The sequence below is a fragment of the Micromonospora sp. CPM1 genome (assembly GCF_023896895.1).
GTDB lineage: Bacteria > Actinomycetota > Actinomycetes > Mycobacteriales > Micromonosporaceae > Micromonospora > Micromonospora tulbaghiae.
In genome coordinates, this window is the sequence record NZ_JAMHIU010000002.1 from 20357 (window position 1) to 44267 (window position 23911).

A 23911-nucleotide genomic window follows, 5' to 3' on the forward strand; every position below is an offset into this window, starting at 1 on the left:
GGCGGGACTCACCGCCGGCACCCGGCACCGGCTCAGATCCGGGCCAGCGCCTTGCGCAGCGGGTCGAGTCCCAGCGAACCCAGGTCGAGCGCCTGGCGGTGGAACTCCTTGAGGTCGAAGTCGGCGCCCTTGCGGGCCTTCGCGTCCTCCCGGGCCTGCAACCAGATCCGCTCGCCCACCTTGTACGACGGCGCCTGCCCGGGCCAGCCCAGGTAGCGGTTCAGCTCGAAGCGCAGGTTCTCGTCCGGCACCCGGCAGTGCGCCCGCATGAACTCCCAGCCCAGCTCCGGCGTCCACCGCTCGCCCGGGTGGAAGCCGAACGCGTTGTCCTTCGGGATCTCCAGCTCCAGGTGCATGCCGATGTCCACGATGACCCGGGCCGCGCGCAGCGCCTGCCCGTCGAGCATGCCGAGCCGGTCACCCGGGTCGTCGAGGTAGCCCAGCTCGTCCATCAGCCGCTCCGAGTAGAGCGCCCAGCCCTCGCCGTGCCCGGAGACCCAGCACAGCAGCCGCTGCCAGCGGTTGAGCAGGTCGGCCCGGACGGCGGTCTGGGCGACCTGGAGGTGGTGACCCGGCACGCCCTCGTGGTAGACGGTGGTCACCTCGCGCCACGTGGAGAAGTCGGTGATGCCCTGCGGCACCGCCCACCACATCCGTCCCGGCCGGGAGAAGTCCTCGCTCGGGCCGGTGTAGTAGATGGCGCCGTCGCTCGTCGGCGCGAGGCAGCACTCGATCCGGCGCACCTGCTCGGGGATGTCGAAGTGGGTGCCGTTCAGCTCGGTGACCGCCCTGTCGGCGAGCGCCTGCATCCAGTCCCGGAACGCCTCCTTGCCGCGTACCGTCCGAGCCGGGTCGGCGTCGAGCGCGCGTACCGCGTCGTCGACCGAGGCGCCGCGCCCGGCGATCCGCGCGGCCACCGCCCGCATCTCGGCCTCCAGCCGGGCCAGCTCCGCGAAACCCCAGGCGTACGTCTCGTCCAGGTCGACCTTCGCGCCGAGGAAGTACTGCGAGGCCAGCTCGTAGCGCTCCCGCCCGGCGGCCTGCTTCTCCCGGCCCACCGGCGCCAGCTCGGTGCGCAGGAACTGCCCGAACTCGGCGGTGGCGGCGGTCGCGGCGGCGGCGCCCTTGCGCAGCTCCGCGCCGAGTGCGCCGTCGGCGTCGATCCGCTCGACCATCCCGTGGAAGAAGTTGTCGCCCTCCGGGTCGACCCAGACGTCGCACTGCTTGGCGACCTCGACGAGCTGCACCCGCGAGCTGACCCGTCCCGCCGCGGCGGCCTCGCGCAGCGTGCGCTTGTAGCCGTCCAGCGCGGACGCGAAGCGGTTGAGCCGCGCGGCCACGTTCGCCCGGGCTTCCTCGCCGTCGGTCGGCATGAGGTCGAAGACCATCCGGATCTCGTGCAGCCCGCTCGCGATCACGTTGACCTCGCTGCCGGTCTCGCCCGCGTCGTGGCGGGCCAGCTCCAGGCCGAGGCGTTCCTGCATGGCCTCCTTGGCGGTCCGCTCCGCCTCGGTCTCCGGCTCGGTCACGTCGAGTTCGCCGAGCGTGCGACGGGCCAGTTCGGCGCGGGCGGCGTAACCCTCGGGCGACAGGTCGTCGAGCTGGTCGTCGTAGCCGGCGATGCCGACGTAGGTGGCGCCGGTCGGGCTCAGCGGAGCCCACTCGGCCACGTACCGGTTGGCGAGGTCATCGATTCGTCCCACCAGGCGACCCTACGTGACGCCGCATCCGGAATACCGCGCGACTTCGTCGTACCTCTGCGGCAGAGTGTCAGGGGTGAACGTCGAGATCACTCCTGACCGCGCGCCGGTGCGGAGCTGGCTGCCCGGGTTCGTCGCGCTCGCCGCCATCTGGGGTTCCAGCTTCCTGTTCATCAAGGTCGGCGTGACCGAGCTGCACCCCGTGCACCTCACGCTCTACCGGGTGGCCACCGGCGCGCTGACGCTGCTCGTGGTGCTCGCAGTGCTGCGCGACCGGCTGCCCCGCGACCTGCGGGTGTGGGCGCACATGCTCGTGGTGGCCGCGTTCGGCGTCGCCGTGCCGTTCACGCTGTTCGGCTACGGCGAGCAGCGGGTCGAGTCGATGCTCGCCGGCATCTGGAACGCCACCACGCCGCTGATCGTGCTGCCGCTGGCGGTGCTGGTGTTCCGCACCGAGCGGCTGACCGCCCGCCGTGCCGTCGGGCTGGGGCTGGGCTTCGTCGGCGTGCTCGTGGTGCTCGGCGTCTGGGAGGGCGTGGGCGGCGCCCACTTCGTCGGCCAGCTCATGTGCTTCGGCGCGGCGGCCTGCTACGGGCTGGCGATCCCGTACCAGAAGAAGTTCGTCGCGGGCAGCGCGTACTCCGGTCTGTCGCTGTCGGCGGCCCAGCTGCTGGTGGCGACCGCGCAGCTCGCGCTGGTCGCGCCGTTCGTCGGTACGACGCCGTCGCCGATCGGCCTCTCCCCGCGCGTGGCGGCGAGCGTGCTGGCGCTCGGCGCGCTCGGCACCGGGCTCGCCTTCGTGATCAACATGCGCAACATCCGGCTGGCCGGGGCCAGTACGGCGTCCACAGTGACGTACCTGATCCCGGTGTTCGCGGTGCTCGTCGGCGCGGTGGTGCTGGGCGAGCGGATGAACTGGCACCAACCGGTGGGCGCGTTCGTGGTGCTCGTCGGCGTGGCGGTCGCCCAGGGCCTGTTCGGGCGGCGCCGTCCACGCCCGGAGGCGGTTACGACCGCCGCCCGCACGGCCGAACCGGCCACGCGGGGCTGACCGTCAGCCGCGGCCGGCCGTCCACTTCACCAGGCGGTCGGCCGTCCAGGTGTTCACCACCCGCTTCGCCGGTACGCCGCACAGCGCGGCCCGCTCGCAGCCGAAGCGCTGCCAGTCGAGCTGGCCGGGCGCGTGCGCGTCGGTGTCGATCGCGAACCGGCACCCGGCCTCCAGTGCGAGGCGGATCAGCCGCTTCGGCGGGTCCTGCCGCTCCGGCCGGGAGTTGATCTCGACGGCCACGTCGTGCTCGGCGCAGGCGGCGAAGACGGCGTCCGCGTCGAACTCGCTCTCCTTGCGGGTACGCGCCCGGTGCCCCCGGTCGCCGGGCCCGGTCACCCCCGCGGGCCGGGAGGAGACCATCCGGCCGGTGCAGTGGCCGAGGATGTCCAGGTGCGGGTTCGCGATCGCGGTCAGCATCCGGCGGGTCATCTTCGCCCGGTCGTCGTTCAGGCCGCTGTGCACCGAGCCGACCACCACGTCCAGGCGGGCCAGCAGCTTCTCGTCCTGGTCGAGCGAGCCGTCGGCGAGGATGTCGACCTCGATGCCGGTGAGGATGCGGAAACCCTTCGGCAGCGCCTCGTTGACCGCGGCGACGTGGTCGAGCTGCTTGCGCAGCCGCTCCGCGGTCAGACCCCGGGCCACTGTGAGCCGCGGCGAGTGGTCGGTGAGCACCAGATACTCGTGGCCCAGCTCGACCGCCGCCAGCGCCATCTCCTCGATCGGCGAGCCGCCGTCGGACCAGTCCGAGTGGGTGTGGCAGTCGCCGCGCAGCGCGTCCCGCAGCTTCGCCGCCGCCTCGTCCAGATCGGTGCCCTCGGTCGCCAGCAGCCGGCGCAGGTAGACCGGCTCCTCACCGGCCAGCGACTCGGCCACGCAGCGGGCGGTCACGTCACCGACGCCGGACAGCTCGGTCAGCTTGCCGGTGCGGGCCCGCTCGGCCACCTCGGCGGCGGGCAGCGCGCCCAGCGTCTTCGCCGCCGACCGGAACGCCCGGACCCGGTACGTGGCCTCGTTCGCCCGTTCCAGCAGGAACGCGATCCGGCGCAGGTCGGCGATGGGATCCTGGGCACTCATGTCCTGGAAACTACGCGCATCCGCCGTCCGCCGCGTGTCCCCGCGGCGCGAGTCGGTCAGCCGCTGCGGGTGGACCGGCCGGGCGAGGCCGGGCAGCCGTGCTTGCGCTGCCAGGCGGTGACCTCGGCGACCGGCGAGCGGTTGCCGCCCTTGCGCCAGGAGTTCAGGTACGGCGCCGGCCAGACCACGCCCCGGCGGATCCACCAGTCGTCGGCGCCGGTGCACTTCGGGGACAGCCCGAAGTGCAGGTGGCAGACGTTGTTGGCGTTGCCGGTGCGGCCGACCTTGCCGAGCTGCTGCCCGGCGCGCACCCGCACCCCGGCGTCGACACCCGCGTCGATCGCGCTCAGGTGCGAGCCGTAGTAGCGCACCCCGTCGTCGCCGAGCAGCGAGACGGAGAGCCCGCCGTTGTTCGGGCCCAGCGGCCCGCGCCTGTCGAACCGGTCGACGCGGCTCACCTCCAGCACCACACCGTCGGTGACCGCCACCACCGGTTCCCCGCAGTCGGCGAACACGTCGGTGCCCGGGTAGCCGCCGTGCGTCGGGTGGTAGTCGACGTTGCCGGCCCGCACCGGGAAGACCCGCTTCACGTCGGTGCGCGCCGGTGACGGCGGGGAGGCGGCCGGCGGTACCGGACCGGCCGAGTCGGCGCGCTGCGCGGCCGTCGCCATCGGGCTCGGTTCCTGCCACCTGTCGGCCCGCCCGGTGGGGGAGCCGCACCCGGCGGCGAGCGCCGCGACGAGCAGCAGGACCGGGTACGCCGGCAGCGTGCGACGACCGATCGATGGCGAGCGCATCCGGTCATCCTGACAGACCACTACCGTAGGGACGAAAGCCGAACGCGGGACGGACGGCCCGGGAAAGGGGGCGGCGGTGACGCACGGGTGGCACGGCGGACCCGAGGGGACCGGTCCGGGGGCGTTCCCACCGCCGCCGCGTACGCCGTCGGGGCTGTTCCCGTCGAGCACGTCGATGCGGCCCAGCTACCGCGAGCCGTACCCGGTCACCGGCGCCGGCGTCGCGGTCGGCGCGCTCGTCGCGTTCGCCTGGTTGCTGTTGTTCGGGCTGGTCGGCGGCGGCGTCGCCGGTTACGCCTGGTGGACGCTGCTGGCCGGCGGCCTGGCGTGGCTGGCCGCCGCGGTGCTGGTCCGCCACGGCGACCGGGGGGTGGCGACGGGCGTGGCGATCGTCACCGCGGGTGGCTGGAGCATCGCCGCCGCGATCGTCGCGACGCGGTGGGCGCAGACCGGAGACTGGCCGCTCTGGTGACCTTCGGTGCCGGTCTCGCTGCGTAGCGAAGGCCACCTTGACGTACGCCTGAGGACGGTCCACGCTCGCGGTATGGCCTGGACCACACCGCCGCGGCTCGACCCCGATCGGAGCCGCCGTCGCCTGCAACTCCTCGCCGAGTTGGCCGGTGCCCGTGCGGTACAGCAGCGCCAGCGGCCGCAGCGGGCCCGCACCGAGCGGCTGCGCCAACTCATCGCCACCCGCCGGCGCGTCGTCGGCTGACCGGCTTTTCTCTGAAGGAACGGCCGGCCCATACGGGGCGTTGACCGCTCGCCCGCCGACCCGACCGGTTAACGTGCATCGCGTGACGTGTCGGCGTGCTGCCGAGGCCAATTTGGGGGGACCGTGTCGTACTTCGCTGCTGCCGTGGCGCGCGTCGACGGCGGCTGGACCGCCGGTGAGGTGAGCCTGCGTGGCGTCACCGACATCGAGGAGGTGGCCGACCGGCTGCGCGACGTCGAGCCGGACGCCGACCTCTCGCTGCTGTTCGTCGAGGCCGACGACACGTACCTGGTCATCCTGCGCCTGGACGAGGGGGAGGATCTGCGGATCTTCGGCTCGGACTCGGCGTACGCGGAGGAGTCCCGGCTGGGCGCGCTGCTCGTCGGTGACCTGAAGACCTCGGTGACCGGCCTGGAGGACGTCGACGAGCCGCGCGCCTCCGGCGGCGACTACGACACCGAGCAGCCCGCTGTGGACCCGGAGGCCGACCCGGTCGGCGACGCGGACCTCCTCGCCGACCTGGGCATCCCGGCGCAGAAGCTGCTGGCGCTCTGCGCGCACGAGGGCTCCATGCCGGCCGACGTGACCGCCGAGATCTGCCAGGTGCTCGGCTGCGCGGACGAGGTCGAGGAGCTGCGTGAGGTCTGAGCCCGGGGAGTCCCTGACGCCCGGCGCCGCCGAACCGGCCGACGCGACCGATCCGGCGCTGGAGACCGTACGCCCGGGGCAGCCCACCCCCGGCCGGGCCGCGCGCGTCGGTCCCGGCGCCGACGAGGCGCTCGCCGACCCGGGCGCGGTGGGTCGCCGGCAGCGGCACGAGCTGTGGATGCGCCGGGCCCTCGAGGTCGCGGTGACCGGCCCGGACGACGCGGCCCCCGACGCCGACGACGTGCCGGTCGGCGCGGTGCTCTACGGCCCCGACGGCACCGAACTGGCGATCGGACGCAACGAGCGGGAGCTGACCGGCGACCCGACCGCGCACGCCGAGGTGCTGGCGTTGCGCCGGGCCGCGCAGCGGCTGGGCCGCTGGCGGCTGGACGACTGCACGCTGGTGGTGACGCTGGAACCGTGCACCATGTGCGCCGGTGCGATCGCGCTGGCCCGCGTCTCGACTGTGGTGTTCGGCGCCTGGGAACCGAAGACCGGCGCGGTCGGGTCGCTCTGGGACGTGCTGCGCGACCGCCGCGTCACGCACCGCCCCGAGGTGTACGGCGGCGTGCTGGAACGCGAGAGCGCGGCGGTGCTGCGCGCCTTCTTCCGCTGACCGTCCCGACTCAGGCGTGCGTCGTCGTCGGACGCAGCAGCGTCGCGGCGATCGCGCGGCCGACCTCGGTCCAGGCGGTCGGGCGCAGGGTGGCCGGGTCCAGCCGGACGATGGACCGGGTGCCGGTGGCGTGCACGGTGTCGCCGTCGGTCGAGCGGAACTCGAAGGCGTAGCGGGCGCTGCTGGTGCCGAAGTGCTCCAGCCAGAAGTGCACCGCCACCGTGCCGACGCCGATGACCGGCGCCTGGTAGGTGATGGTGAACTCGCGGACCGCGTGGAACACGTCGGGGGCGGCGTGCACGTCGCCCCGGAAGGCGACGCCGCGCTCGGCCCAGTAGGGCGTCAAAGCGCGTTCCAGCAGCACCGCGTAGCGGGCGTTGTGCAGGATGCCCATGGCGTCGAGGTCGTCGAAGTGCACGGGCACGTGCTCGACGTGCCCGAACTCGGCGACCGGCCGGTCGACTGCGGCGTGGCTCATGACTGGCCTTCCGGTAGCAGGGTCGGATCCGGGCAGAGCGCCCGCAGCCGGGTCAGCAGGCCCTGGCGGGCATGCCGGTAGGTGGCGTCCGGGTCGAGCAGCCGGGACCGCATCACCGCGCTGATCCCCAGCGCGTCGATCTCGTACGCGAGCAGCGGCACGTCCAGGTCGGCGGGAAGTTCGCCGAGGTCGACGGCCTCCTGGACGATGCGTTCGAGGAGCGCGGTCCAGCGGGCGAACGCCTCGGCGAGCCGGTCCCGGACCGGGCCGGGACGGGCGTTGTACTCGAACTCGGTGTTGGCGAAGAAACAGCCGCCGGGCAGCACCCGGGCGGCGTAGAAGTCGATCCGGGCCTCGTGCAGCGCCCGCAGCCGGCGTACGCCCCGTGGGGCGTGCAGGGCGGGGGCGACGATCCGCTCCTGCCACTGCGCGACCGCCCGCTCGACGGTGGCGAGTTGCAGCGCCTCCTTGGAACGCCAGTGCGCGAAGAGGCCGGACTTGCTCACCTCCAGCCGGTCGGCGAGCTGGGCCAGGGAGAGGCCGTGCAGGCCGACCTCGGTGGCCAGCGCCACTGCGGTGTCCAGCACCGCGGTGCGGGTGCGGTCGCCACGGGCGACGCGGCCGTCGGAGGTCATGCGGTCAGCGTAGAGGAAACAAGCACGACCGGTCGTATTTATTTCTGTGACCCGGGTAACGCGAACCGCCCCGCCACCTTGCGGCGACGAGGCGGTCCAGGATCGATCAGGTCAGGCGATGATGGTGTCCAGCGCGATCTCGACCATCTGGCCGAACGTCTGCTCGCGCTCCTGCGACGTGGTCTTCTCGCCGGTCTTGATGTGGTCGCTGACGGTCAGGATGGTCAGCGCGCGGGCCTTGAAGCGCGCCGCGATCGTGTAGAGCGCCGCCGACTCCATCTCCACCGCCAGCACGCCGTAGTCGGCGAGCCGGTCGTACAGGTCCGGCCGGTCCGTGTAGAAGGCGTCCGCCGCCAGGATCGGCCCCACCCGCATGCTGATGCCGCGCCGCTCGGCCACCTCGACCGAGGTACGCAGCAGCCCGAAGTCGGCCACCGGGGCGTAGTCGATCAGCCCGTCGAAGCGCATCCGGTTCATGTTCGAGTCGGTGGACGACCCGATCGCCGCCACCACGTCCCGCAGCTGCAGATCCTCGGTCAGGGCCCCGCAGGAGCCGACCCGGATCAGCGACTTCACGCCGTACTCGTTGACCAGCTCGTGGGCGTAGATCGAGGCGGACGGCATGCCCATGCCGGAGCCCTGGACGGACACGTCGACACCGTTCCACTTCCCGGTGAAGCCCAGCATGCCGCGCACCGTCGTGTAGCAGCGGGCCCCCTCCAGGTAGGTCTCCGCGATCCACTTGGCCCGCAGCGGGTCGCCCGGCATCAGGACCCGCTCGGCGATCTCTCCCGGCTCAGCGCCGATGTGCGTACTCATGGCAAAGATCCTGCCAGGCCGGGCCGAGGGATACCGGTTCGGCGTCCAAGCCGGCGGTCCTGTACCCTCGTCGGCGGTGGCGTGTCCGAGTGGCCTAAGGAGCACGCCTCGAAAGCGTGTGAGGGTTTACGCCCTCCGCGGGTTCAAATCCCGCCGCCACCGCTCGTGAACAGCGAGAACGCCCGGTCGATCCGTGAGGATCGGCCGGGCGTTCCGCATCTGGCCGTGTGGTGGAGCTGAGTACTCGACCCCGGCCCGGCCTACGTATCCGGGCTCGTGTATCTCCGGTGATCTGCGGGTTAGTGTCAGCGTCCGCGCAAGGGAGGAATCGCTGTGGTTTTCACGCCTGCACAACCGTCGGCACCCGCCGGACCGGTCACGTCCCGTTCCGATAATTCCTTTCGGCCGCACCTGTTCTGGGAGGCGGTGCTGCTGGCGCTGACCGTCGTCGCCGCGGTGGTGTGGTACTCCCAAGACGGGTCGCGGCTGTCGCCGCTGGTGTTCAACATCGCCTCCACCGGCCTGTTGGCGACCGCTTTCGCGCTGTCGATGCGCACGGCCACGCCCAACCTCGCGGTCGTCGGCGTCGCGGCCCTCGCCGGCCTGACGTACGCGGAGGTGCTCGACGGCGGCGCCCCGGTCTTCGTCGCGGCGGTCGCCGCGATCGCCGCCGCGGCGTTCGTCGGTCTCGGGATGGGCCTGGTCGCCGGGCTGCTGCGGGCGCCCGGGTGGGCGGTGTCGCTGGGCGGGCTGGCGCTGACGCAGGGCATACTGCTCGCCGCCATCGGCAGCGGCGGTCCGCAGCGGCTCGCGAGGGAAGGTTGGATCCGATCCGACGGCGCCGCGGCCGGGTGGCTGGTGCTGTTTCTCCTGCTGTCGATCGGCGGCGCGGTGGTGTGGTCGATCCCGGCGGTGCGGCGGGCGCTGAGCGGCAACCGGGTCGTCGCCGGGGAGCCGCCGTCGCCCCTCGGCGCACGGCTGCTGGGCGCGGTCGTCGGCCTGGGCGGTTCCAGCCTGATCGCGGGCGCGGGCGGGGTCCTGCTGGTCGGCGGGATCGGCGCCACGACCCTGTCGGCCGACATCGGCCAGCTGGCGTTCGTGGCCGGCGCCGTCCTGCTCGGTGGCGTGAGCGTGGCCGGCGGGCGGGGCGGCTTCGCGGGCACCGTGCTGGGAGTCGCCCTGCTGAGCCTGGTGCAGATGACCATCCTCCTCGCGGACGGCCCCCGGTGGCTGTCGACGGTCGTCTTCGCGCTGGCGGTCCTCGTCGGCCTGGGCGTCAGCCGGGCGCTGGAGGCCCTGCAACCGGCACTGCCCGCGAGCGTGCCGGGTGCCGAGCCGTCGCGGAAGTACTGACCGCTGTCAGCTCGGCCGGGCGTTCGACAGCTGGGTCGAGCCGGATGTCAGCAGGGGCCGTAGCCCTCTTCGAAGAGGCGGCGGGCCCAGTCCGCGTACCCGGCGATGATCTCGCGGACGGTGACCCCGTCGTGCAGGAACAGGTACGCGCGGTCGCCGTCGCGGGCGAGCAGCCCGTCGAAGCGGTGACTGCCGGGCGGCGCCGGCAGGTCGACGGCGCCGGGGTACGCGGCGCGGACCTCGCCGACCGGCGTGCCGGCGCTGATGCCCTCGGGCGTGCTCATCGGGTCGTCCAGCCAGAGCAGGACGAGCCGGTCGTCCACGAAGATCGGGCTGACCGCACCGTGCCCGACCAGCGCAGGCCCGCAGGCCGCCTCGTCGGCGCGCAGTACGCCGCGCCGGGTCAGGTCCGCCTCGGTGTCGCCGAACTCCGCGTTGCGCAGGCCCTCCAGGCTGACCACCTGAGCGGCGCCGACCGGGCGGGCGGGCCACTGTGGATGAACGCCGCTGCCGGCCGCGGACGCGGCAGCAAGCAGTGCGGCAATAAAGCCGAATTGTCGTAGTTTCATGCAATCCCCCAGTCACCAACGGGACCGGGGCGATGAGGTTGCTGTTGTTGGTCGGATTGGCGTAGTTCCCACTCCTCGGCCAGCTCGTCCCAGTAGTCGGCGGACAGTCCACGCCGACCGTGCGCCAGCCAGCCGTCCGTGTCGCGCTCCAGGTGCAGGCCCAGCTCGGCGAACGGGTCGATCCACGCGCCCGGCTCCGCGCCCAGGCGGGCGAGCGCCGTGTTGATCGGCCACTCGGTCCGCGGCCGGTCCAGCGCGGCGTCGTACCGCGGGCCCCAGCTCACCTCGCCGCCGAGCCACACCACGGCCGACTGGTGGCCCAGGCCGCCCGCGAACTCCGCTTCCAGGTACGCCACCGGGCCGCTCCTCGACCACCGGGCCAGCACCCCCGCCAGCGGCGGTGACAGCACCAGCCGGAACGGGCGCTCGGCGCGCGGCTCGTCGGTGGCGTAGTCCGGCAGGCCGCCGGTCAGTTCCTGCACCAGTTGCGGGGTGACCGGCAGCAGCGCGAAGTCCTGGCGGAGCGCGGCGAGCACCGCGTGGTCCAGGTCGGCGGTCTGCTCACGAAGCAACTCGACGTCGGCGACCACGGCGCTGAGCTGGTAACTCATCCGGTCCTCTCGGCGTCCACAGGCTGTGGATGGAACATGTGTACGACGGCCTCAGGCGGTTCCGTTGGTCAGGTACCTCGGGCGTCCGTCGCTCAGCGCGGCCACCGCGTGACGCAGCCGATGCCAAACGTACGGGCGAAGCAGCGCCTGCGCATCATCGAGCGCAACGAATCGTGCGTCGGCCAGTTCGCCGTCAGCCGGTTTCAACGGCTCGGCGGGAGGCAGCGCGCCGCCGTCGAAGATGAACATCAAGCTGTCGTCCCAGGGGCCGTGCGGTGCCACCCAGTCCACCACCAGCAACGGTCCGACGCGCAGTTCGAGACCCAGCTCCTCGCGTACCTCCCGCTCGGCGGCCAGGTGCGGCGGCTCGTTCGCCTCCGCCATGCCGCCCGGCAGGTCCCAGTCGGGCTTGTAGCGTGGATCTACCAACAGGATGTCGCCGTCACCGTTGCGCAGCAGTACGTCGGCTCCCACCCGCTTCCGGGGCTGCCGCGCGTTGCCCTCGGCGAGGTGGACCTGCCAGGCAGCCGGATCTCGCTCGTACAGGGGACGCTCGTCGGCCATACCGACGATTGTCAGCCGTCCTCACCCCGTCGGCAGCGGCAGCGCCACCCATCTCCGCTCCCAGATGGTGTCGCGAAGCCGGTCCAGAAGCTGTGGCACGTCCGGGCACCGGACGGCATGCGACCGCAGGAGCAGTGCGAGATGTCTGAGCTGGTCGAGGACGACAGCCGAGCCCAGACCGTGGGTGAGTTCGACGGTCTGGTGCGTCAGGTCGCACGCCTCCTCGATCCGGGCCTGTCCGACGAGCGCGGTGGCAAGGAGCATCCGGGCGAGCGCCTGACTCCGCACCCGGCCGCCCGGCCGCTCGGCGACGTTGCCGTTGAGGATGCGAAGAGCGGCCGTGACGTCACCGAGGCGAAGCAGGCAGCGCGCCGACTCGATATCGAACGAGGTGCGGTCGAATGGAGTCAGCCATTCGGTGGGTGCAGGTGCCGCCTCCGCGAAGGCGGACTCAGCCCGCTGAAGGGAAGCGTGGCAGTCGGCGGTGAGACCCGCTGCGGCGAGGCCGCGTGCCTGCAAGGCGAGAAGACGGGCGCGTATCAGAGCACCGGCCTCCTCTTGAGCGACGGCCCCGAGCCCGTCGCTGGCATGTGAGATCGCGGCCTCCGCGCTTCCGCCGTGGCAGGCGAGGTGGCTCAGGCTTCCGTGTACCTGCGCCACCAGCAGCGCGTCTCTGCTGTCGACGGCGAGCGCCAAGGCGTCAAGGAAGTGCCGTCTACTCGTCGTGCTGTCCCCGGAATCGTGTGCCATCCAACCGGCCATCTCGTGCAGGGCGGCCACCGCCATGAGTATTTGCGGGGGCATGGCAGGAGGACGACCTGTCGGCGTGGAGAAGGTGGCGAGGTGTGCCAGCACGGTGCTGTAGAGGTATTTGCCGCCGACTTGACGATCTGCGGACCGGAGTGCGCGGATCAGTTGAGGACCCACCTCCACGACATCGGCCGGCAGCGGGGTGTCGCCTGGTGCGGCCGGTAGTCGGAACCACAAGGTGTGCGCGGGTATCCGCAGCACGCGGGCCCAATGTGCCAGTCGGTCGAGGTGCACCACCGCCGGTCCGTTCTCGATGCGGCTCAGTTGCGCCTGCGTAATCCCGAACCAGCCAGCGACCGTGGTTTGGGGCAGCGGCTGTCGCCCGTGATAGGGATGGTGACGGTAGGCGCGGACAACGCGACCGAGGTGCCGATCCGCAAGCGCATGGCGAAGCGGTTCATGGGACCAGAAGCTGGGTGGAACGTCGGGAGCAGCGACGATGCGGTCCCGTTCCGCTCGTTGACAGGGAGCGCACCGTCCCGAGCCGTTGTCGGCAGCCAGGTTGGCGCCGCAGCGCGCACACCTGCTTGGCCTCGATGCCTCGATCACGTACTCATTCAACCTGCTCAGTGACTGTCGGTTATACATGCAACGCATAACCGGCCATGACTACGACGAGAGCTTTGACGTGCCACGTACGAGAATCGCCTGATCGACCTCGTCGGAGGCTGTCGGATCGGGGTGGCGGCGTTCGTAGCCGGGGTGACGGCGGCCCGGCCGGCGGCCGACGAGAGCGAAAGAGGGACCGATGGCGCAGTACCTGATCTCCGTACTCGACGACACGACCGGCTCGGCCACCGACGCGGAGATGGCCGCGATCGGTGAGTTCAACGAGCAGCTGCGAGCCGACGGCCACTGGGTCTTCGCCGGTGGGCTCGCGGCGCCAGAGACGGCCACAGTCGTGGACGCGCGGGACGGCAGCCCGCTGCTCACCGACGGGCCCTACGTGGAGACGAAGGAGTACGTCGGCGGGTTCTGGATCATCGAGGCGCCGGACTTCGACGTGGCGCTGCCACTCGCCGCGCTGGCGTCGCAGCGGTGCAACAGGCGGGTCGAGCTGCGGCCGTTCCTGAGCGCGTGACAGACGTCGGCGAGGCGCTCACCCGGGTCCACCGCGAGGAGTGGGCCCGGGTCGTCGCCACGCTCGCCCGGCGCATCGGCGACCTCGACGTCGCGGAGGAGATGACAGCCGAGGCGTTCGCCGCTGCCGTCGAGCGGTGGTCGGCCGACGGCGTACCGCCGAACCCCGGCGCGTGGCTCACCACCACCGCGTACCGGCGGGCCGTCGACCGGATCCGGCGCGAGAGCCGGCGGGAGGACAAGCACCGGGAGGCGCTGATGCTGGCCGACGCCCCGGAACCGCTCGGTGTCATCGACGACGACCGGCTCCGTCTGATTTTCACCTGCTGCCACCCGGCGCTGGCCATGGAGGCGCGAGTGGCGTTGACGCTGCGCCTGGTCGGCGGCCTCACCGTGCCGGAGATCGCCCGGGCGTACCTGGTCCAGGAAGCCGCCATGAGCAGGCGGATCACCCGGGCCAAGACGAAGATCAAGGCGGCCGGGATCCCGTACCGGGTGCCGTCCCGCGACGACCTGCCGTCCCGGGTCAGCGGTGTGCTCGCCGTCCTGTACCTGATCTTCAACGAGGGCTACCTCGCCTCCGACCCCGGCAAGGAGGCGGTCCGCGCCGACCTGACCGCCGAGGCGATCCGGCTCACCCGGCTGGTCCGTACGCTGCTGCCCGACGACCACGAAGCTGCCGGCCTCCTGGCGCTGATGCTGCTCACCGAGGCCCGCCGACCCGCCCGGGTGTCCGCGACAGGCGAACTCGTCGTCCTCGCCGAGCAGGACCGCAGCGCGTGGGACCGCGACCTCATCGCCGAGGGCCACGCCCTGGTCCGCACGTGCATCGCCGCCGGCCGGCCGCCGGGCCGCTACCAGATCCTCGCCGCGATCAACGCCGTCCACACCGACGCCCGCGACGCCCGGGACACCGACTGGGCGCAGGTCGCCGCGCTCTACGACCATTTGGTACGGGTCGACCCGTCACCGATCGTGCGGCTCAACCGGGCCGTGGCGATCGCCGAACTGGACGGGCCGCAGGTGGCGCTGGCGGAGGTGGACGGGCTGCCGCTGGAGGGTTACCACGCGTACCACGCGACGCGCGCCGAGTTGTTGCGCCGGATGGGGCGGGGTGGGGAGGCGCGGGCGGCGTACGACCGGGCGATCGAATTGGCGGGCAACAGCGCGGAGACGGCGTACCTGAAGCGGCGACGGGACCAGTTGGGCGGCCGGTGAGGGGTGCCGCAGAGAACGGCTCGGGGCCGGTCCCCCTGCGGGTACCGGCCCTGACGTCTGCGAGCGGCGGATACGAGATTCGAACTCGTGAGCGTGTGAAACCCAGCACGCTTTCGAAGTCTGCTTGCTGCCGTTCACCAGCGAACACGCGGTCTGCAGCCTGTGTAGCACTTCTGGAAAGGACCTCGCCGGGCACTGGCGTACGTGAACGAACGAGGCACGACAGCTGCTAATTGCGGCGTCAGGTTGCTCTGCTGGTCGCCGAGGCGATACGACGGCCTAGGTGCCAGCTTACGCGCATCCTGCGCGACAGCCGTTTCGGAAGTGCGCCTCAACGAGGCGAGGCGGTAGATTTGCTGGAACCACGCACGCCCCATCCCCCAAGTCGATTTCAGGCGAGAGGTGCGGCTTTGTTCGGAAGGCGCAAACCCTGCAAATGTCCACACTGTGACTTTCGTTCCAGTGAGCACCTTTCGCATTGTCCGCTTTGCGGCGTACGAACGGTTGACGATAATGAAGAATTGGAAGGGCTTCGGCTTTCGCTTGCGTTCACAGTCTGGGATTGTGAAGAATGCGGTGGTGTTTCTAGACTGACGACGGAGGGTAAGTGCCTCCATTGTGGCGCGTTCGGTAAAGATGCTGCCCAAGAGGATCAGCGAGTGTCCGAACGCAAATCGGCGTACGGGCCGGAAATTACATTGCTGCAAGAACGAGTTCAATCATTGCTCAACATGGAATTCGCCTCGAAGGGGCGCCGCGCCGAGGTGGGAGAATATTCGCGATGGCTTCATCGCGAAGTATTCGAGCCTTTCTCGGAATACACCCAGCGCTTGAACCATATTTTCGATAAGACGAATTGGAATGATGTCGAGAATGCTCGGACGGTTGCAGGCTGGACTGGCGTACAGGAAATATGCCACGATGCGATAGACCGCGCTATCAAAGGGCATTTGGTAGTTCCGCCTATCCTCCTGCTCGCGATTCACCGGCAGAGCATACGAGCGGTTACGAGGGCTGCCCGGGCCCTCGCTGAATTCGTGGGGTGTTTCGTGGCACCTGATCCAGGCGCGGCAATAGCGAGGGCTAAGGAATTCGAAAGCTATATGCTGGCAGCTGGAATCCTTTTGTCCGACGTTGCCGAACTCATTGGGAATCTAACCCCAGTCGCTGCGCGTCGCATACCTCTCGCCTCTGTTAGTGGCGTCGCGCTGGGGTCGGTCATTGAGGTGTTTCCAGAGCTCTCTAGTGTCGCACGTGCCGACCCTGCAATGCTTCGTCCAGTCGAGAAGCTCCAACTGATGGCTCGGGTGGGCCAGGACCGGCACCGACGGGAAGAGCGCTTCAGTGAGGCGGCGAACATTCTCGAAAGCGCTAGTATCTCCAATCCGAATTGGATTGAAGATGGGGCGCTCTTTGTTGATAGCTTCTCTGCAGCGTGGAGCCAACTGAATTCCCAATCGGCACGGATTCTCGGTGAGTTCGAAGGCGCAAACTCCCTAGTCCGTGTTGACGGCGTTCTCGACGCGCTTAGCAAAATTGCGGAAGGCCCCTTCCGCAGACTGGGATCGCTGCTCGTCGTCGCCGGAAAGGTCGCAGCCGGGACTGCTCCTTCGCTGAACTCTGAGACGCTATTTCAGAACAGGCGTTTAAGCGGGGTTCATAGGGATCTGACGGGTTCAGCGCCAACAATTACGAGTAGCGTCGACCGCACGCTTCGTAATGCTGAGGCTCATTACGACTACGAGGTCCTGGCAGATACGGTAAAGATACGACACCTTCCGCCCCACGCAAGATCTCCTGCTGATGCTATCGTGGAAGAGTTGTTTCACGACGACATTCTGGAGCAGGCATTGGATATTTTAGAGGCGACGTGCGCCATGTCCTTTGCGCTAATGGCCTTCGTGTGGCGGTATCCGAATGTAGCAACGCGGGAACGCTTTCGCGCCACTTGGCTTTCACTTCACCGGATATGAATCGGTGTGCGGGCTACGCCAGGGCGAAGCGCTCGGCCTGAATGGCCGGACGTCGATTTAGACCACGGGATGACCCACCGTGCGGCGAGCGCTACTCCGGCCGAAAGGGCGGCATGGTGCGACGGAAAGTGCGGATAAGACCCCCGGTCAATGCCCTGACCGAGTGAACGAACGCCCGGTATCGGCGACACCAAATTGTGCGCTGGCCGCCGCTCCATCGGCCTGCCGGATCCCTGATCGAACTACTCCGGCAGCACCAAAAGTAACAGAACGCCGAGCGCAAAACCGCGCGCAGCTCTGACGCGATGAGGGGTGGGTATTCGCCTCGCCAACGGAGAAGCGATCCATCAGGCGAGGCACTACGACGAATGGAAGCGGCTACTCAAGCTCGCCGGAGTGCGGGACGCCGGCTGCACGACGCCCGGCACACCGCCGCGACCGTCCTCCTGGTACTCGGCGTTTTCGGCCGCGTCGTGATGGGCATCATGGGCTGGTCGAACTCGGCAATGGCCGTCCGGTACCAGCAATGACCGATCAGGTTCGTCGCGACATCGCGCAGCAAACTTGGCGGGCTGCTCTGAGGGCGACCCGCCGCGCCGGCCGGGGGAGTCCGGCGAGTGGCAGCCAGAGGGGCTGGAACAGGGCAAATGAGACGACAACTGAGACGAGAGCGACCGTAGAGACGACGAAGGGCCGGTCCCCGACGGGGCCGGCCCTCGCGTTCGTGCTGCTCAAGAGAGCGGAGGATACGAGATTCGAACTCGTGAGGGTGTTAACCCAACACGCTTTCCAAGCGTGCGCCCTAGGCCTCTAGGCGAATCCTCCGCGAGCCAGGATACAGGTCTCCCGACGGCGGGCCACCCCACCCTCCCGGAAGATCCACAACCCTTCGGGTAGGCTTGGCGTCACCTCCCGTGCGGCGGTACCTCGTGAACCTCCCCAGGGCCGGAAGGCAGCAAGGATAAGCGAGCTCTGCCGGGTGCACGGGAGGCCTTTCTGTCTCCCGGGCCGGGTAACGTCGCTGCGGGTCGGGTCACGGGGTGGTGGGTGGTCACCCGGGGCCGACCGGCGCAGAATGGCTCGGTCGAGAGGAGGCGGGACGGGTGGCACTGGCCCTTTACCGCAAGTACCGGCCGCGGACGTTCGCCGAGATGATCGGCCAGGAGCAGGTCACCGAGCCGCTGTCGCAGGCGCTGCGCAGCGGGCGGCTCAACCACGCCTACCTCTTCTCCGGTCCGCGGGGCTGCGGCAAGACCTCCAGCGCCCGGATCCTGGCCCGCTCCCTCAACTGCGAGCAGGGCCCCACCCCCGAGCCGTGCGGGCAGTGTGACTCGTGCCGCGGGCTGGCTCCCGACGGCGGCGGCTCGATCGACGTCATCGAGATCGACGCGGCCAGCCACGGTGGTGTCGACGACGCCCGTGAGCTGCGCGAGAAGGCGTTCTTCGCCCCGGCCCGCAGCCGCTTCAAGATCTACATCATCGACGAGGCGCACATGGTCTCGTCGGCCGGCTTCAACGCGCTGCTCAAGCTGGTCGAGGAGCCCCCGGAGTACGTCAAGTTCATCTTCGCCACCACCGAACCGGAGAAGGTCCTCGGCACGATCAAGTCGCGGACCCACCACTACCCGTTCCGGCTGTTCCCGCCAAAGGTGGTCCGCCCCTACCTCGAGCAGCTCTGCGAGGCAGAAGGCGTCAAGGTCGAGCCGGCGGTCTTCCCGCTGGTGGTGCGCGCCGGCGGGGGCAGCATGCGCGACAGTCTCTCCGTGCTCGACCAGCTCATCGCGGGGGCCGGCCCGGAGGGCGTCGACTACGCCCGGGCCGCCGCGCTGCTCGGGGTCACCGACGCCGCGCTGATCGACGAGATGTGCGACGCGCTCGCCGCCGGTGACGGTGCCGCCGCGTACGCCACCGTCGACCGGGTCGCGGAGGCCGGGCACGACTCGCGCCGCTTCGCCGCCGACCTGCTCGAACGCCTCCGTGACCTGATCGTCCTGCAGCAGGTGCCCGATGCCGCCGCCAGGGGCCTCATCGACGGCCCGGCCGACCAGATCGAGCGGATGGCCGCCCAGGCCCAGCGCCTCGGCCCGGCCACGCTGTCCCGCTGCGCCGACATCGTGCACAACGGCCTGGTCGAGATGCGCGGCACCACAGCGCCCCGGCTGCTGCTGGAGCTGATCTGCGCGCGCATGCTCCTGCCCGGCGCGGACGACTCCTCGGCCGGCCTGCTCCAGCGCCTGGAGCGGATGGAGCGCCGGCTGACGCTCGGGGGCGCCGAGCTGCCGCCGGCCGCCGCCGACTCCGCGCACCCAACCCAGACCCAGGGGGTACGCCCGGCGGCTCCCGCCCCGGGCGCGGCTGCCGCCGCGGTCCACCCGGATTCCGCCGGCACGCCGGCGGCTGCCGGCGCCCCGACCGGTGCCGCCGCCGCACGTGCCGCTGCCGCCGCTGCGGCGGGTACCCGGAACGCCGCACCCGGTTCCCGTCCGGCCCCGACCGGTGCGGGCGCCGATTCCCGCCCCGCGCCGGCCGGTGCGGTTGCCGAGTCCGGCCCGCGTCCCGCCCCGGTGGCGACCGAAGCGGCCGCGGCTGCCGAGGTCCACACCGACACGGACGCCGGGTTCCCTGCGCCGGCCGCCGCCGAGCGACCCGCCGCCGGCTCGACGACGTCCGGGCAGGCCGCTGCCCGACGCCCGGTACCGCCCTCCGCGGTGATGCCGGACCCGGCCACGCCCGAGCCGCCCCGACCCGGAGCGGGCAATCCCGGCGCGCTCGACGCGGTCGCGGTGCGCCGGGTCTGGCCCGAGGTGGTCGGCAAGGTCAACCGCAGCAACAAGCGGATCGCCGCGTTGATGCGGGACGCGGTGGTACGCGACCTGGACGGCGACACGCTGGTGCTGACCGTGAAGTCCACGGTGCTGGCGAAGATGATGGCCGACCACGCCGCCGTGCTGACCGACGCGCTCTACGAGGAGCTGGGCGGTCGCTGGCAGATCCGCTGCGAGGTGGCGGGCGAGCGCGGCGCGGCCTCACTCGGTGGCCCGTCCCGCCCGTCCGGAGCGAGCCGCGGGCAGACCGACGCCGCACCGGGGCGAGGCGCGTCCGACAACGCCCCGGCCCGCCCGGCGGCCGCCCCGTCCGGCCCGGCGTCCGACACCGGGTCCGGTCGCCCGGATTCCGGGGCGGTAGGTACCGCTCAGGGCCGTCCGGACGCCGACGCGGGGCGTGTCCGCCCGAACGCGGGCGCGGCTGACGCGGGGTATGGACAGGACACTTCCGGCGCGGCCGGCACCGCTCACGCGCGCCCCGATTCCGTCGGCGCGGCCGCCTCCCACTCGGCAGCAGCCGACGCGGGACCGGGCCGTCCCGGCTTCGACACCGGACCCAACCGCCCCGGCTCCGACGCAGGACCGGGCCGCCCGGGTTCGGCCCACGCCGGGCCAGGCCGTCCGGACTCCGGTGTCGCCGGACGCCCGGCCTCCGACGCGGTCGGCGGCGCCCCGGGACGGCCGGTATCCGGCTCGGGCAGCCGAGCCACTGGTAACCAGGCCACTGGTAGCCAGGCCGGGGGACCGGCGGGCCGGGCAGGCGCGGGTTCGCCCGACGCCTCGCACCGTTCGACGGCGACCGCTGCGGCAGACCAGGCCGGCGAGGAGGACTGGCCGGAGCCGGCCCGGCCCGGTGGCACGGCCTCTGCCACCGGCACCGCCTCGGCCGCGAGCGGCGGCGACGGGGAGGACTGGCCGGCGGCGGCCCGTCCGGGCGGGGGCACGGCGACCGCTACGGCCCCTGTCGTCGTACCCAAGCCTGCTGCACCCGCGGCGGCGCCGGCGCCTGCCGGTGGGGCGAGGCCGGCGGGGGCGAAGAACAGCGCGATCGCGGCGGCGCGTGCGGCCGCGGCGGCTGCCGCTGCGGGCGGTGGTCCCGGCAAGGGGCCGCGCGCGGCGCAGCCGGCGCGGAAGACGGCTGATGCCGAGTGGGCGGGCGAGCCGCCCTACGACCCGGACTTCGACGGCCCGGTGCGGGGCGGGGGTGCGCCGGCGGCGGCGCCCGCCTACGAGGGGTTCGATCCGGGCGACGAGCCGCTGGACGAGGTGATCGACGAGCGGACCGCCCGGCAGTCGAGCGAGGAGCAGGCGGTGCAGCTGCTGCGCGAGACGTTCGGGGCGGAGAAGATCGACGAGGTGGACGCGCGCTGAGCGCGCGCCGACCGCGATTCAGCGGTGCCGTGGCCCGACTAGGCTGGGCGCGGCCGAGCAGACGAGTGGAAGAAGGAGCGGTCCGTGCGCCCAGGTGGACAGCCGAACATGCAGCAGATGCTGAAGCAGGCGCAGAAGATGCAGCAGCAGATCGCCAAGGCCCAGGCCGAGCTGGCCGAGGCGGAGCTGACCGGCACCGCCGGCGGTGGCCTGGTCACCGCGACCGTCGCCGGTACCGGTGAGCTGAAGGCGATCAAGATCGACCCGAAGGCGGTCGACCCGGAGGACGTCGAGACGCTCGAGGACCTGGTCGTCGCGGCCGTGCACAACGCCGCCGAGGCGGCCCGCGAGCTGACCGAGAAGAAGATGGGCCCGCTCGCGGGCGGCATGGGCGGCCTCGGCCTGCCCGGGTTCTGAGCCGGCAGATGTACGAGGGTGCCATCCAGGATCTGATCGACGAGCTGGGCCGGTTGCCGGGCGTGGGCCCGAAGAGTGCCCAGCGGATCGCGTTCCATGTGCTGTCGGCGGATCCGGCCGACGTCAACCGGCTGGCCGGCGCGCTGCGCAAGGTCAAGGACCTGGTCCGGTTCTGCACGACCTGCTACAACGTGGCCGAGTCGGAGCAGTGCCGGATCTGCCGCGACCCACGGCGCACCGACGAGGTGCTCTGTGTGGTCGAGGAGCCGAAGGACGTGGTGGCGATCGAGCGGACCGGCGAGTTCCGCGGGCGCTACCACGTGCTCGGCGGCGCGATCAATCCGCTGGAGGGCATCGGCCCGGACAACCTGCGGATCCGTGAGCTGATGACCCGACTCGGCGGCGGCGAGGTCCGCGAGCTGATCCTCGCCACCGACCCGAACACCGAGGGCGAGGCGACCGCCACCTACCTGGCGCTGATGGTCAAGCCGATGGGGATCGCGGTGACCCGGCTCGCGAGTGGACTGCCGGTCGGCGGCGACCTGGAGTACGCCGACGAGATCACGCTGGGCCGGGCCTTCGAGGGCCGACGGGCCGTCTGAATCCAGTCGTACCGCCTCCGGCGGGTGCCCTGCGGGGTGCCCGCCGGACGTGTCTCCGGGCCGTACCGGCATGTCCGTCGATCTAACAGGAACGTGCGTCCGGGACCGGATCGACGTAATAAATTCGCCCTTCAAACCGACGAAAGTTCGGCGAGGTAAGGGATCCTCCTTCGATTCGTATGCCTCGTTGCGGAACAGACACGATTCGATACCAACCCGCCCCCCGCCCGTTTCCGCGCCGTCCACCCGAGGGCTAAGGTCTGCGCACATCGGTGACCCTGTCACCACGTTGTCCGTACCCCCAAGGACGAGGTGAAGCACCATGCGTGCATCCAGGCCGAAGGTCGCAATCGCGGCCGTCGCGGTCGCGGCCCTCGCGGTTGCAGGCTGCGCCGAGAGCGACCGTGAGAGTGGCTCCGGAGATAGCAAGAAGGACACCCTCGTCTTCGGCGTCGCCGGAGACCCGAAGGTGCTCGACCCCAGCTTCGCCAGCGACGGTGAGTCGCTGCGCGTGGCACGCCAGGTCTTCGAGACCCTGGTCCGTCCGGAGGAGGGCGGCACCAAGGTGACGCCGGGCCTCGCCGAGTCCTGGACGCCGGATGCGGCGGGCACGACCTGGACGTTCAAGCTCCGCTCGGGTGTCAAGTTCCACGACGGCACCGACTTCAACGCCGAGGCCGTCTGCGTCAACTTCAACCGCTGGTACAACGCCAAGGGCCTCATGCAGAGCCCGGACGTGACCGCGTACTGGCAGGACGTCATGGGCGGGTTCGCCAAGAACGAGAACCCGGACCTGCCGCCGAGCCTCTTCAAGTCCTGCACCGCCAAGGACGCCACCACTGTGGACCTGGCGTTCACCCGGGTCTCCAGCAAGATCCCGGCCGCGCTCATGCTGCCGTCGTTCTCGATCCAGAGCCCGAAGGCGATGGAGCAGTACGACGCCAGCAACGTGACCGGCACCGCCGAGGACATCAAGTACCCGGCGTACGCGATGGAGCACCCGACCGGCACCGGCCCGTTCAAGTTCAAGGCGTGGGACGTCGCGAACAAGTCGCTCACCATCGAGCGCAACGACGACTACTACGGCGACAAGGCCAAGCTGAAGACCATCATCTTCAAGACGATCTCGGACGAGAACGCCCGCAAGCAGGCGCTCCGCTCGGGTGACATCCAGGGCTACGACCTGGTCGGCCCGGCCGACGTCGAGCCGCTGAAGAAGGAGGGCTTCAACGTCCTCACCCGGCCCGCCTTCAACATCCTCTACCTGGCGATCAACCAGAAGGGGAACCCGAAGCTGGCCGACCTGAAGGTCCGGCAGGCCATCGCGCACGCGCTGAACCGGCAGGCCCTGGTCGACTCGAAGCTGCCCCCGGGCGCCAAGGTCGCGATGAACTTCTTCCCGGACACCGTCGAGGGCTGGAACGGCGACGTCACCAAGTACGACTACAACCCGGAGAAGGCCAAGCAGCTGCTGGCCGAGGCCGGCGCGTCGAACCTGACGCTGAAGTTCCACTACCCGACCGAGGTCACCCGGCCGTACATGCCGAACCCGAAGGACATCTTCGAGCTGCTCTCGGCGGACCTCAAGGCGGTCGGCATCAACGTCCAGGCCATCCCGCTGAAGTGGAGCCCGGACTACCTCAACGCCACCACCTCCGGTAACAAGCACGACCTGCACTTCCTCGGCTGGACCGGTGACTACGGCGACGCGTACAACTTCATCGGCACCTTCTTCGACCGTCCGAAGGACGAGTGGGGCTTCAACAACCCCGCACTCTTCGCGCAGTTCAAGGACGCCGACACCACCGCCGACGCGGCGGCGCGGACGGAGAAGTACAAGGCACTGAACAAGTCGATCATGGACTTCCTGCCGGGTGTGCCGATCTCGCACTCCCCGCCGGCGATCGTGTTCGGCAAGGACGTGACCGGGATCAAGGCGAGCCCGCTCACCGACGAGCGGTACGCGACCGCAGAGTTCAAGTGAT

The 23911-nt window shown here is 70.8% G+C and carries 24 protein-coding genes, 2 tRNA genes and 1 other RNA gene; 16 read left to right on the top strand and 11 right to left on the bottom strand.

The features are described from left to right. Positions 1-32 precede the first annotated feature (32 nt). The gene (locus M8C11_RS02595) at positions 33-1703 is read right to left on the bottom strand and encodes a DUF885 domain-containing protein (protein ID WP_252448172.1); all 1671 of its coding nucleotides are present in this window, start codon (positions 1701-1703) and stop codon (positions 33-35) included. A 73-nt stretch (positions 1704-1776) separates the two neighbouring features. On the opposite strand from M8C11_RS02595, the gene M8C11_RS02600 reads away from it, so the two are divergent. Continuing rightward, positions 1777-2751, top strand: a complete 975-nt coding sequence (locus M8C11_RS02600; RefSeq protein WP_252448173.1) for a DMT family transporter — start codon at positions 1777-1779, stop codon at positions 2749-2751. Positions 2752-2754: 3 nt separating this feature from the next. Here the strand turns inward: M8C11_RS02600 and M8C11_RS02605 are convergent, their stop codons facing one another. Together M8C11_RS02605 and M8C11_RS02610 are read right to left on the bottom strand one after the other, a co-directional pair. Beyond that, the gene (locus tag M8C11_RS02605; protein WP_252448174.1) at positions 2755-3825 is read right to left on the bottom strand and encodes a PHP domain-containing protein; all 1071 of its coding nucleotides are present in this window, start codon (positions 3823-3825) and stop codon (positions 2755-2757) included. A gap of 56 nt (positions 3826-3881) precedes the next feature. Beyond that, a complete protein-coding gene (locus M8C11_RS02610) occupies positions 3882-4622 on the bottom strand; it encodes a M23 family metallopeptidase (RefSeq protein ID WP_252448175.1) in 741 nt (246 codons plus the stop codon). Between the two features lie 175 nt (positions 4623-4797). Here M8C11_RS02610 and M8C11_RS02615 point away from each other — a divergent pair, with 175 nt between their 5' ends. The 4 genes from M8C11_RS02615 (at position 4798) to M8C11_RS02630 (ending at position 6601) form a co-directional block, all read left to right on the top strand. After that, entirely contained in the window at positions 4798-5094 is a 297-nt protein-coding gene (locus tag M8C11_RS02615; RefSeq protein WP_252448434.1) for a hypothetical protein, read from the top strand. Positions 5095-5166: 72 nt separating this feature from the next. Then, entirely contained in the window at positions 5167-5337 is a 171-nt protein-coding gene (locus tag M8C11_RS02620; RefSeq protein WP_018786529.1) for a hypothetical protein, read from the top strand. Between the two features lie 123 nt (positions 5338-5460). After that, a complete protein-coding gene (locus tag M8C11_RS02625; protein ID WP_252448176.1) occupies positions 5461-5985 on the top strand; it encodes a tRNA adenosine deaminase-associated protein in 525 nt (174 codons plus the stop codon). 148 nt (positions 5986-6133) lie between these two features. After that, positions 6134-6601: a nucleoside deaminase gene (locus tag M8C11_RS02630; protein ID WP_374667049.1), complete on the top strand. Its 468-nt coding sequence runs from the start codon at positions 6134-6136 to the stop codon at positions 6599-6601. A 10-nt stretch (positions 6602-6611) separates the two neighbouring features. On the opposite strand, the gene M8C11_RS02635 is transcribed toward M8C11_RS02630, so the two are convergent. The 3 genes from M8C11_RS02635 to deoD form a co-directional block, all read right to left on the bottom strand. Next, a complete protein-coding gene (locus tag M8C11_RS02635; RefSeq protein ID WP_121684571.1) occupies positions 6612-7079 on the bottom strand; it encodes a thioesterase family protein in 468 nt (155 codons plus the stop codon). After that, positions 7076-7714, bottom strand: a complete 639-nt coding sequence (locus M8C11_RS02640; protein ID WP_252448177.1) for a TetR/AcrR family transcriptional regulator — start codon at positions 7712-7714, stop codon at positions 7076-7078. Before M8C11_RS02640 ends, M8C11_RS02635 begins: the two co-directional genes overlap by 4 nt. Before the next feature lie 111 nt (positions 7715-7825). Continuing rightward, positions 7826-8533, bottom strand: a complete 708-nt coding sequence (gene deoD / locus M8C11_RS02645; RefSeq protein WP_047891806.1) for a purine-nucleoside phosphorylase — start codon at positions 8531-8533, stop codon at positions 7826-7828. A gap of 75 nt (positions 8534-8608) precedes the next feature. On the opposite strand from deoD, the gene M8C11_RS02650 reads away from it, so the two are divergent. Both M8C11_RS02650 and M8C11_RS02655 read left to right on the top strand, forming a co-directional pair. Further along, positions 8609-8695 (top strand) — tRNA-Ser (locus M8C11_RS02650). A gap of 264 nt (positions 8696-8959) precedes the next feature. Further along, complete coding sequence (locus M8C11_RS02655) at positions 8960-9886, top strand: hypothetical protein (RefSeq protein ID WP_252448178.1); 927 nt, start codon at positions 8960-8962, stop codon at positions 9884-9886. A 47-nt stretch (positions 9887-9933) separates the two neighbouring features. Here the strand turns inward: M8C11_RS02655 and M8C11_RS02660 are convergent, their stop codons facing one another. From M8C11_RS02660 to M8C11_RS02675, 4 genes are read right to left on the bottom strand one after another with little or no spacing between them, the layout of a single operon-like run. After that, positions 9934-10455 (bottom strand): hypothetical protein, encoded by a 522-nt coding sequence (locus M8C11_RS02660; RefSeq protein ID WP_252448179.1) that lies wholly within the window; start codon positions 10453-10455, stop codon positions 9934-9936. Beyond that, positions 10452-11066 (bottom strand): hypothetical protein, encoded by a 615-nt coding sequence (locus M8C11_RS02665; protein ID WP_252448180.1) that lies wholly within the window; start codon positions 11064-11066, stop codon positions 10452-10454. Before M8C11_RS02665 ends, M8C11_RS02660 begins: the two co-directional genes overlap by 4 nt. A 51-nt stretch (positions 11067-11117) precedes the next feature. After that, complete coding sequence (locus M8C11_RS02670; protein ID WP_120572673.1) at positions 11118-11630, bottom strand: NUDIX hydrolase; 513 nt, start codon at positions 11628-11630, stop codon at positions 11118-11120. Between the two features lie 21 nt (positions 11631-11651). After that, the gene (locus M8C11_RS02675) at positions 11652-12989 is read right to left on the bottom strand and encodes a helix-turn-helix domain-containing protein (RefSeq protein ID WP_121684574.1); all 1338 of its coding nucleotides are present in this window, start codon (positions 12987-12989) and stop codon (positions 11652-11654) included. Between the two features lie 199 nt (positions 12990-13188). On the opposite strand from M8C11_RS02675, the gene M8C11_RS02680 reads away from it, so the two are divergent. The 4 genes from M8C11_RS02680 (at position 13189) to M8C11_RS02695 (ending at position 17241) form a co-directional block, all read left to right on the top strand. Continuing rightward, complete coding sequence (locus tag M8C11_RS02680; protein WP_252448182.1) at positions 13189-13521, top strand: YciI family protein; 333 nt, start codon at positions 13189-13191, stop codon at positions 13519-13521. Further along, positions 13518-14738, top strand: a complete 1221-nt coding sequence (locus M8C11_RS02685; RefSeq protein ID WP_252448183.1) for an RNA polymerase sigma factor — start codon at positions 13518-13520, stop codon at positions 14736-14738. The genes M8C11_RS02680 and M8C11_RS02685 overlap by 4 nt, the downstream gene beginning before the upstream one ends. Before the next feature lie 659 nt (positions 14739-15397). Next, entirely contained in the window at positions 15398-16711 is a 1314-nt protein-coding gene (locus M8C11_RS02690) for a hypothetical protein (protein WP_252448184.1), read from the top strand. A 368-nt stretch (positions 16712-17079) separates the two neighbouring features. Further along, complete coding sequence (locus M8C11_RS02695; RefSeq protein ID WP_252448185.1) at positions 17080-17241, top strand: tyrosine-type recombinase/integrase; 162 nt, start codon at positions 17080-17082, stop codon at positions 17239-17241. A 210-nt stretch (positions 17242-17451) separates the two neighbouring features. Here M8C11_RS02695 and M8C11_RS02700 read toward each other — a convergent pair. Further along, positions 17452-17536, bottom strand: a tRNA-Ser gene (locus M8C11_RS02700). 81 nt (positions 17537-17617) lie between these two features. Between M8C11_RS02700 and ffs the strand changes: the two genes are divergently transcribed. The 5 genes from ffs (at position 17618) to M8C11_RS02725 (ending at position 23910) form a co-directional block, all read left to right on the top strand. Then, positions 17618-17707: signal recognition particle sRNA small type (gene ffs / locus M8C11_RS02705), an RNA gene on the top strand. Between the two features lie 107 nt (positions 17708-17814). Then, entirely contained in the window at positions 17815-20907 is a 3093-nt protein-coding gene (locus tag M8C11_RS02710; protein WP_252448186.1) for a DNA polymerase III subunit gamma and tau, read from the top strand. Between the two features lie 108 nt (positions 20908-21015). Beyond that, positions 21016-21324 (top strand): YbaB/EbfC family nucleoid-associated protein, encoded by a 309-nt coding sequence (locus M8C11_RS02715; protein ID WP_064446817.1) that lies wholly within the window; start codon positions 21016-21018, stop codon positions 21322-21324. Between the two features lie 8 nt (positions 21325-21332). Beyond that, the gene (gene recR / locus M8C11_RS02720) at positions 21333-21926 is read left to right on the top strand and encodes a recombination mediator RecR (protein WP_013289050.1); all 594 of its coding nucleotides are present in this window, start codon (positions 21333-21335) and stop codon (positions 21924-21926) included. A 322-nt stretch (positions 21927-22248) separates the two neighbouring features. Beyond that, complete coding sequence (locus M8C11_RS02725; RefSeq protein ID WP_120572732.1) at positions 22249-23910, top strand: ABC transporter substrate-binding protein; 1662 nt, start codon at positions 22249-22251, stop codon at positions 23908-23910. Position 23911: the final 1 nt, after the last annotated feature.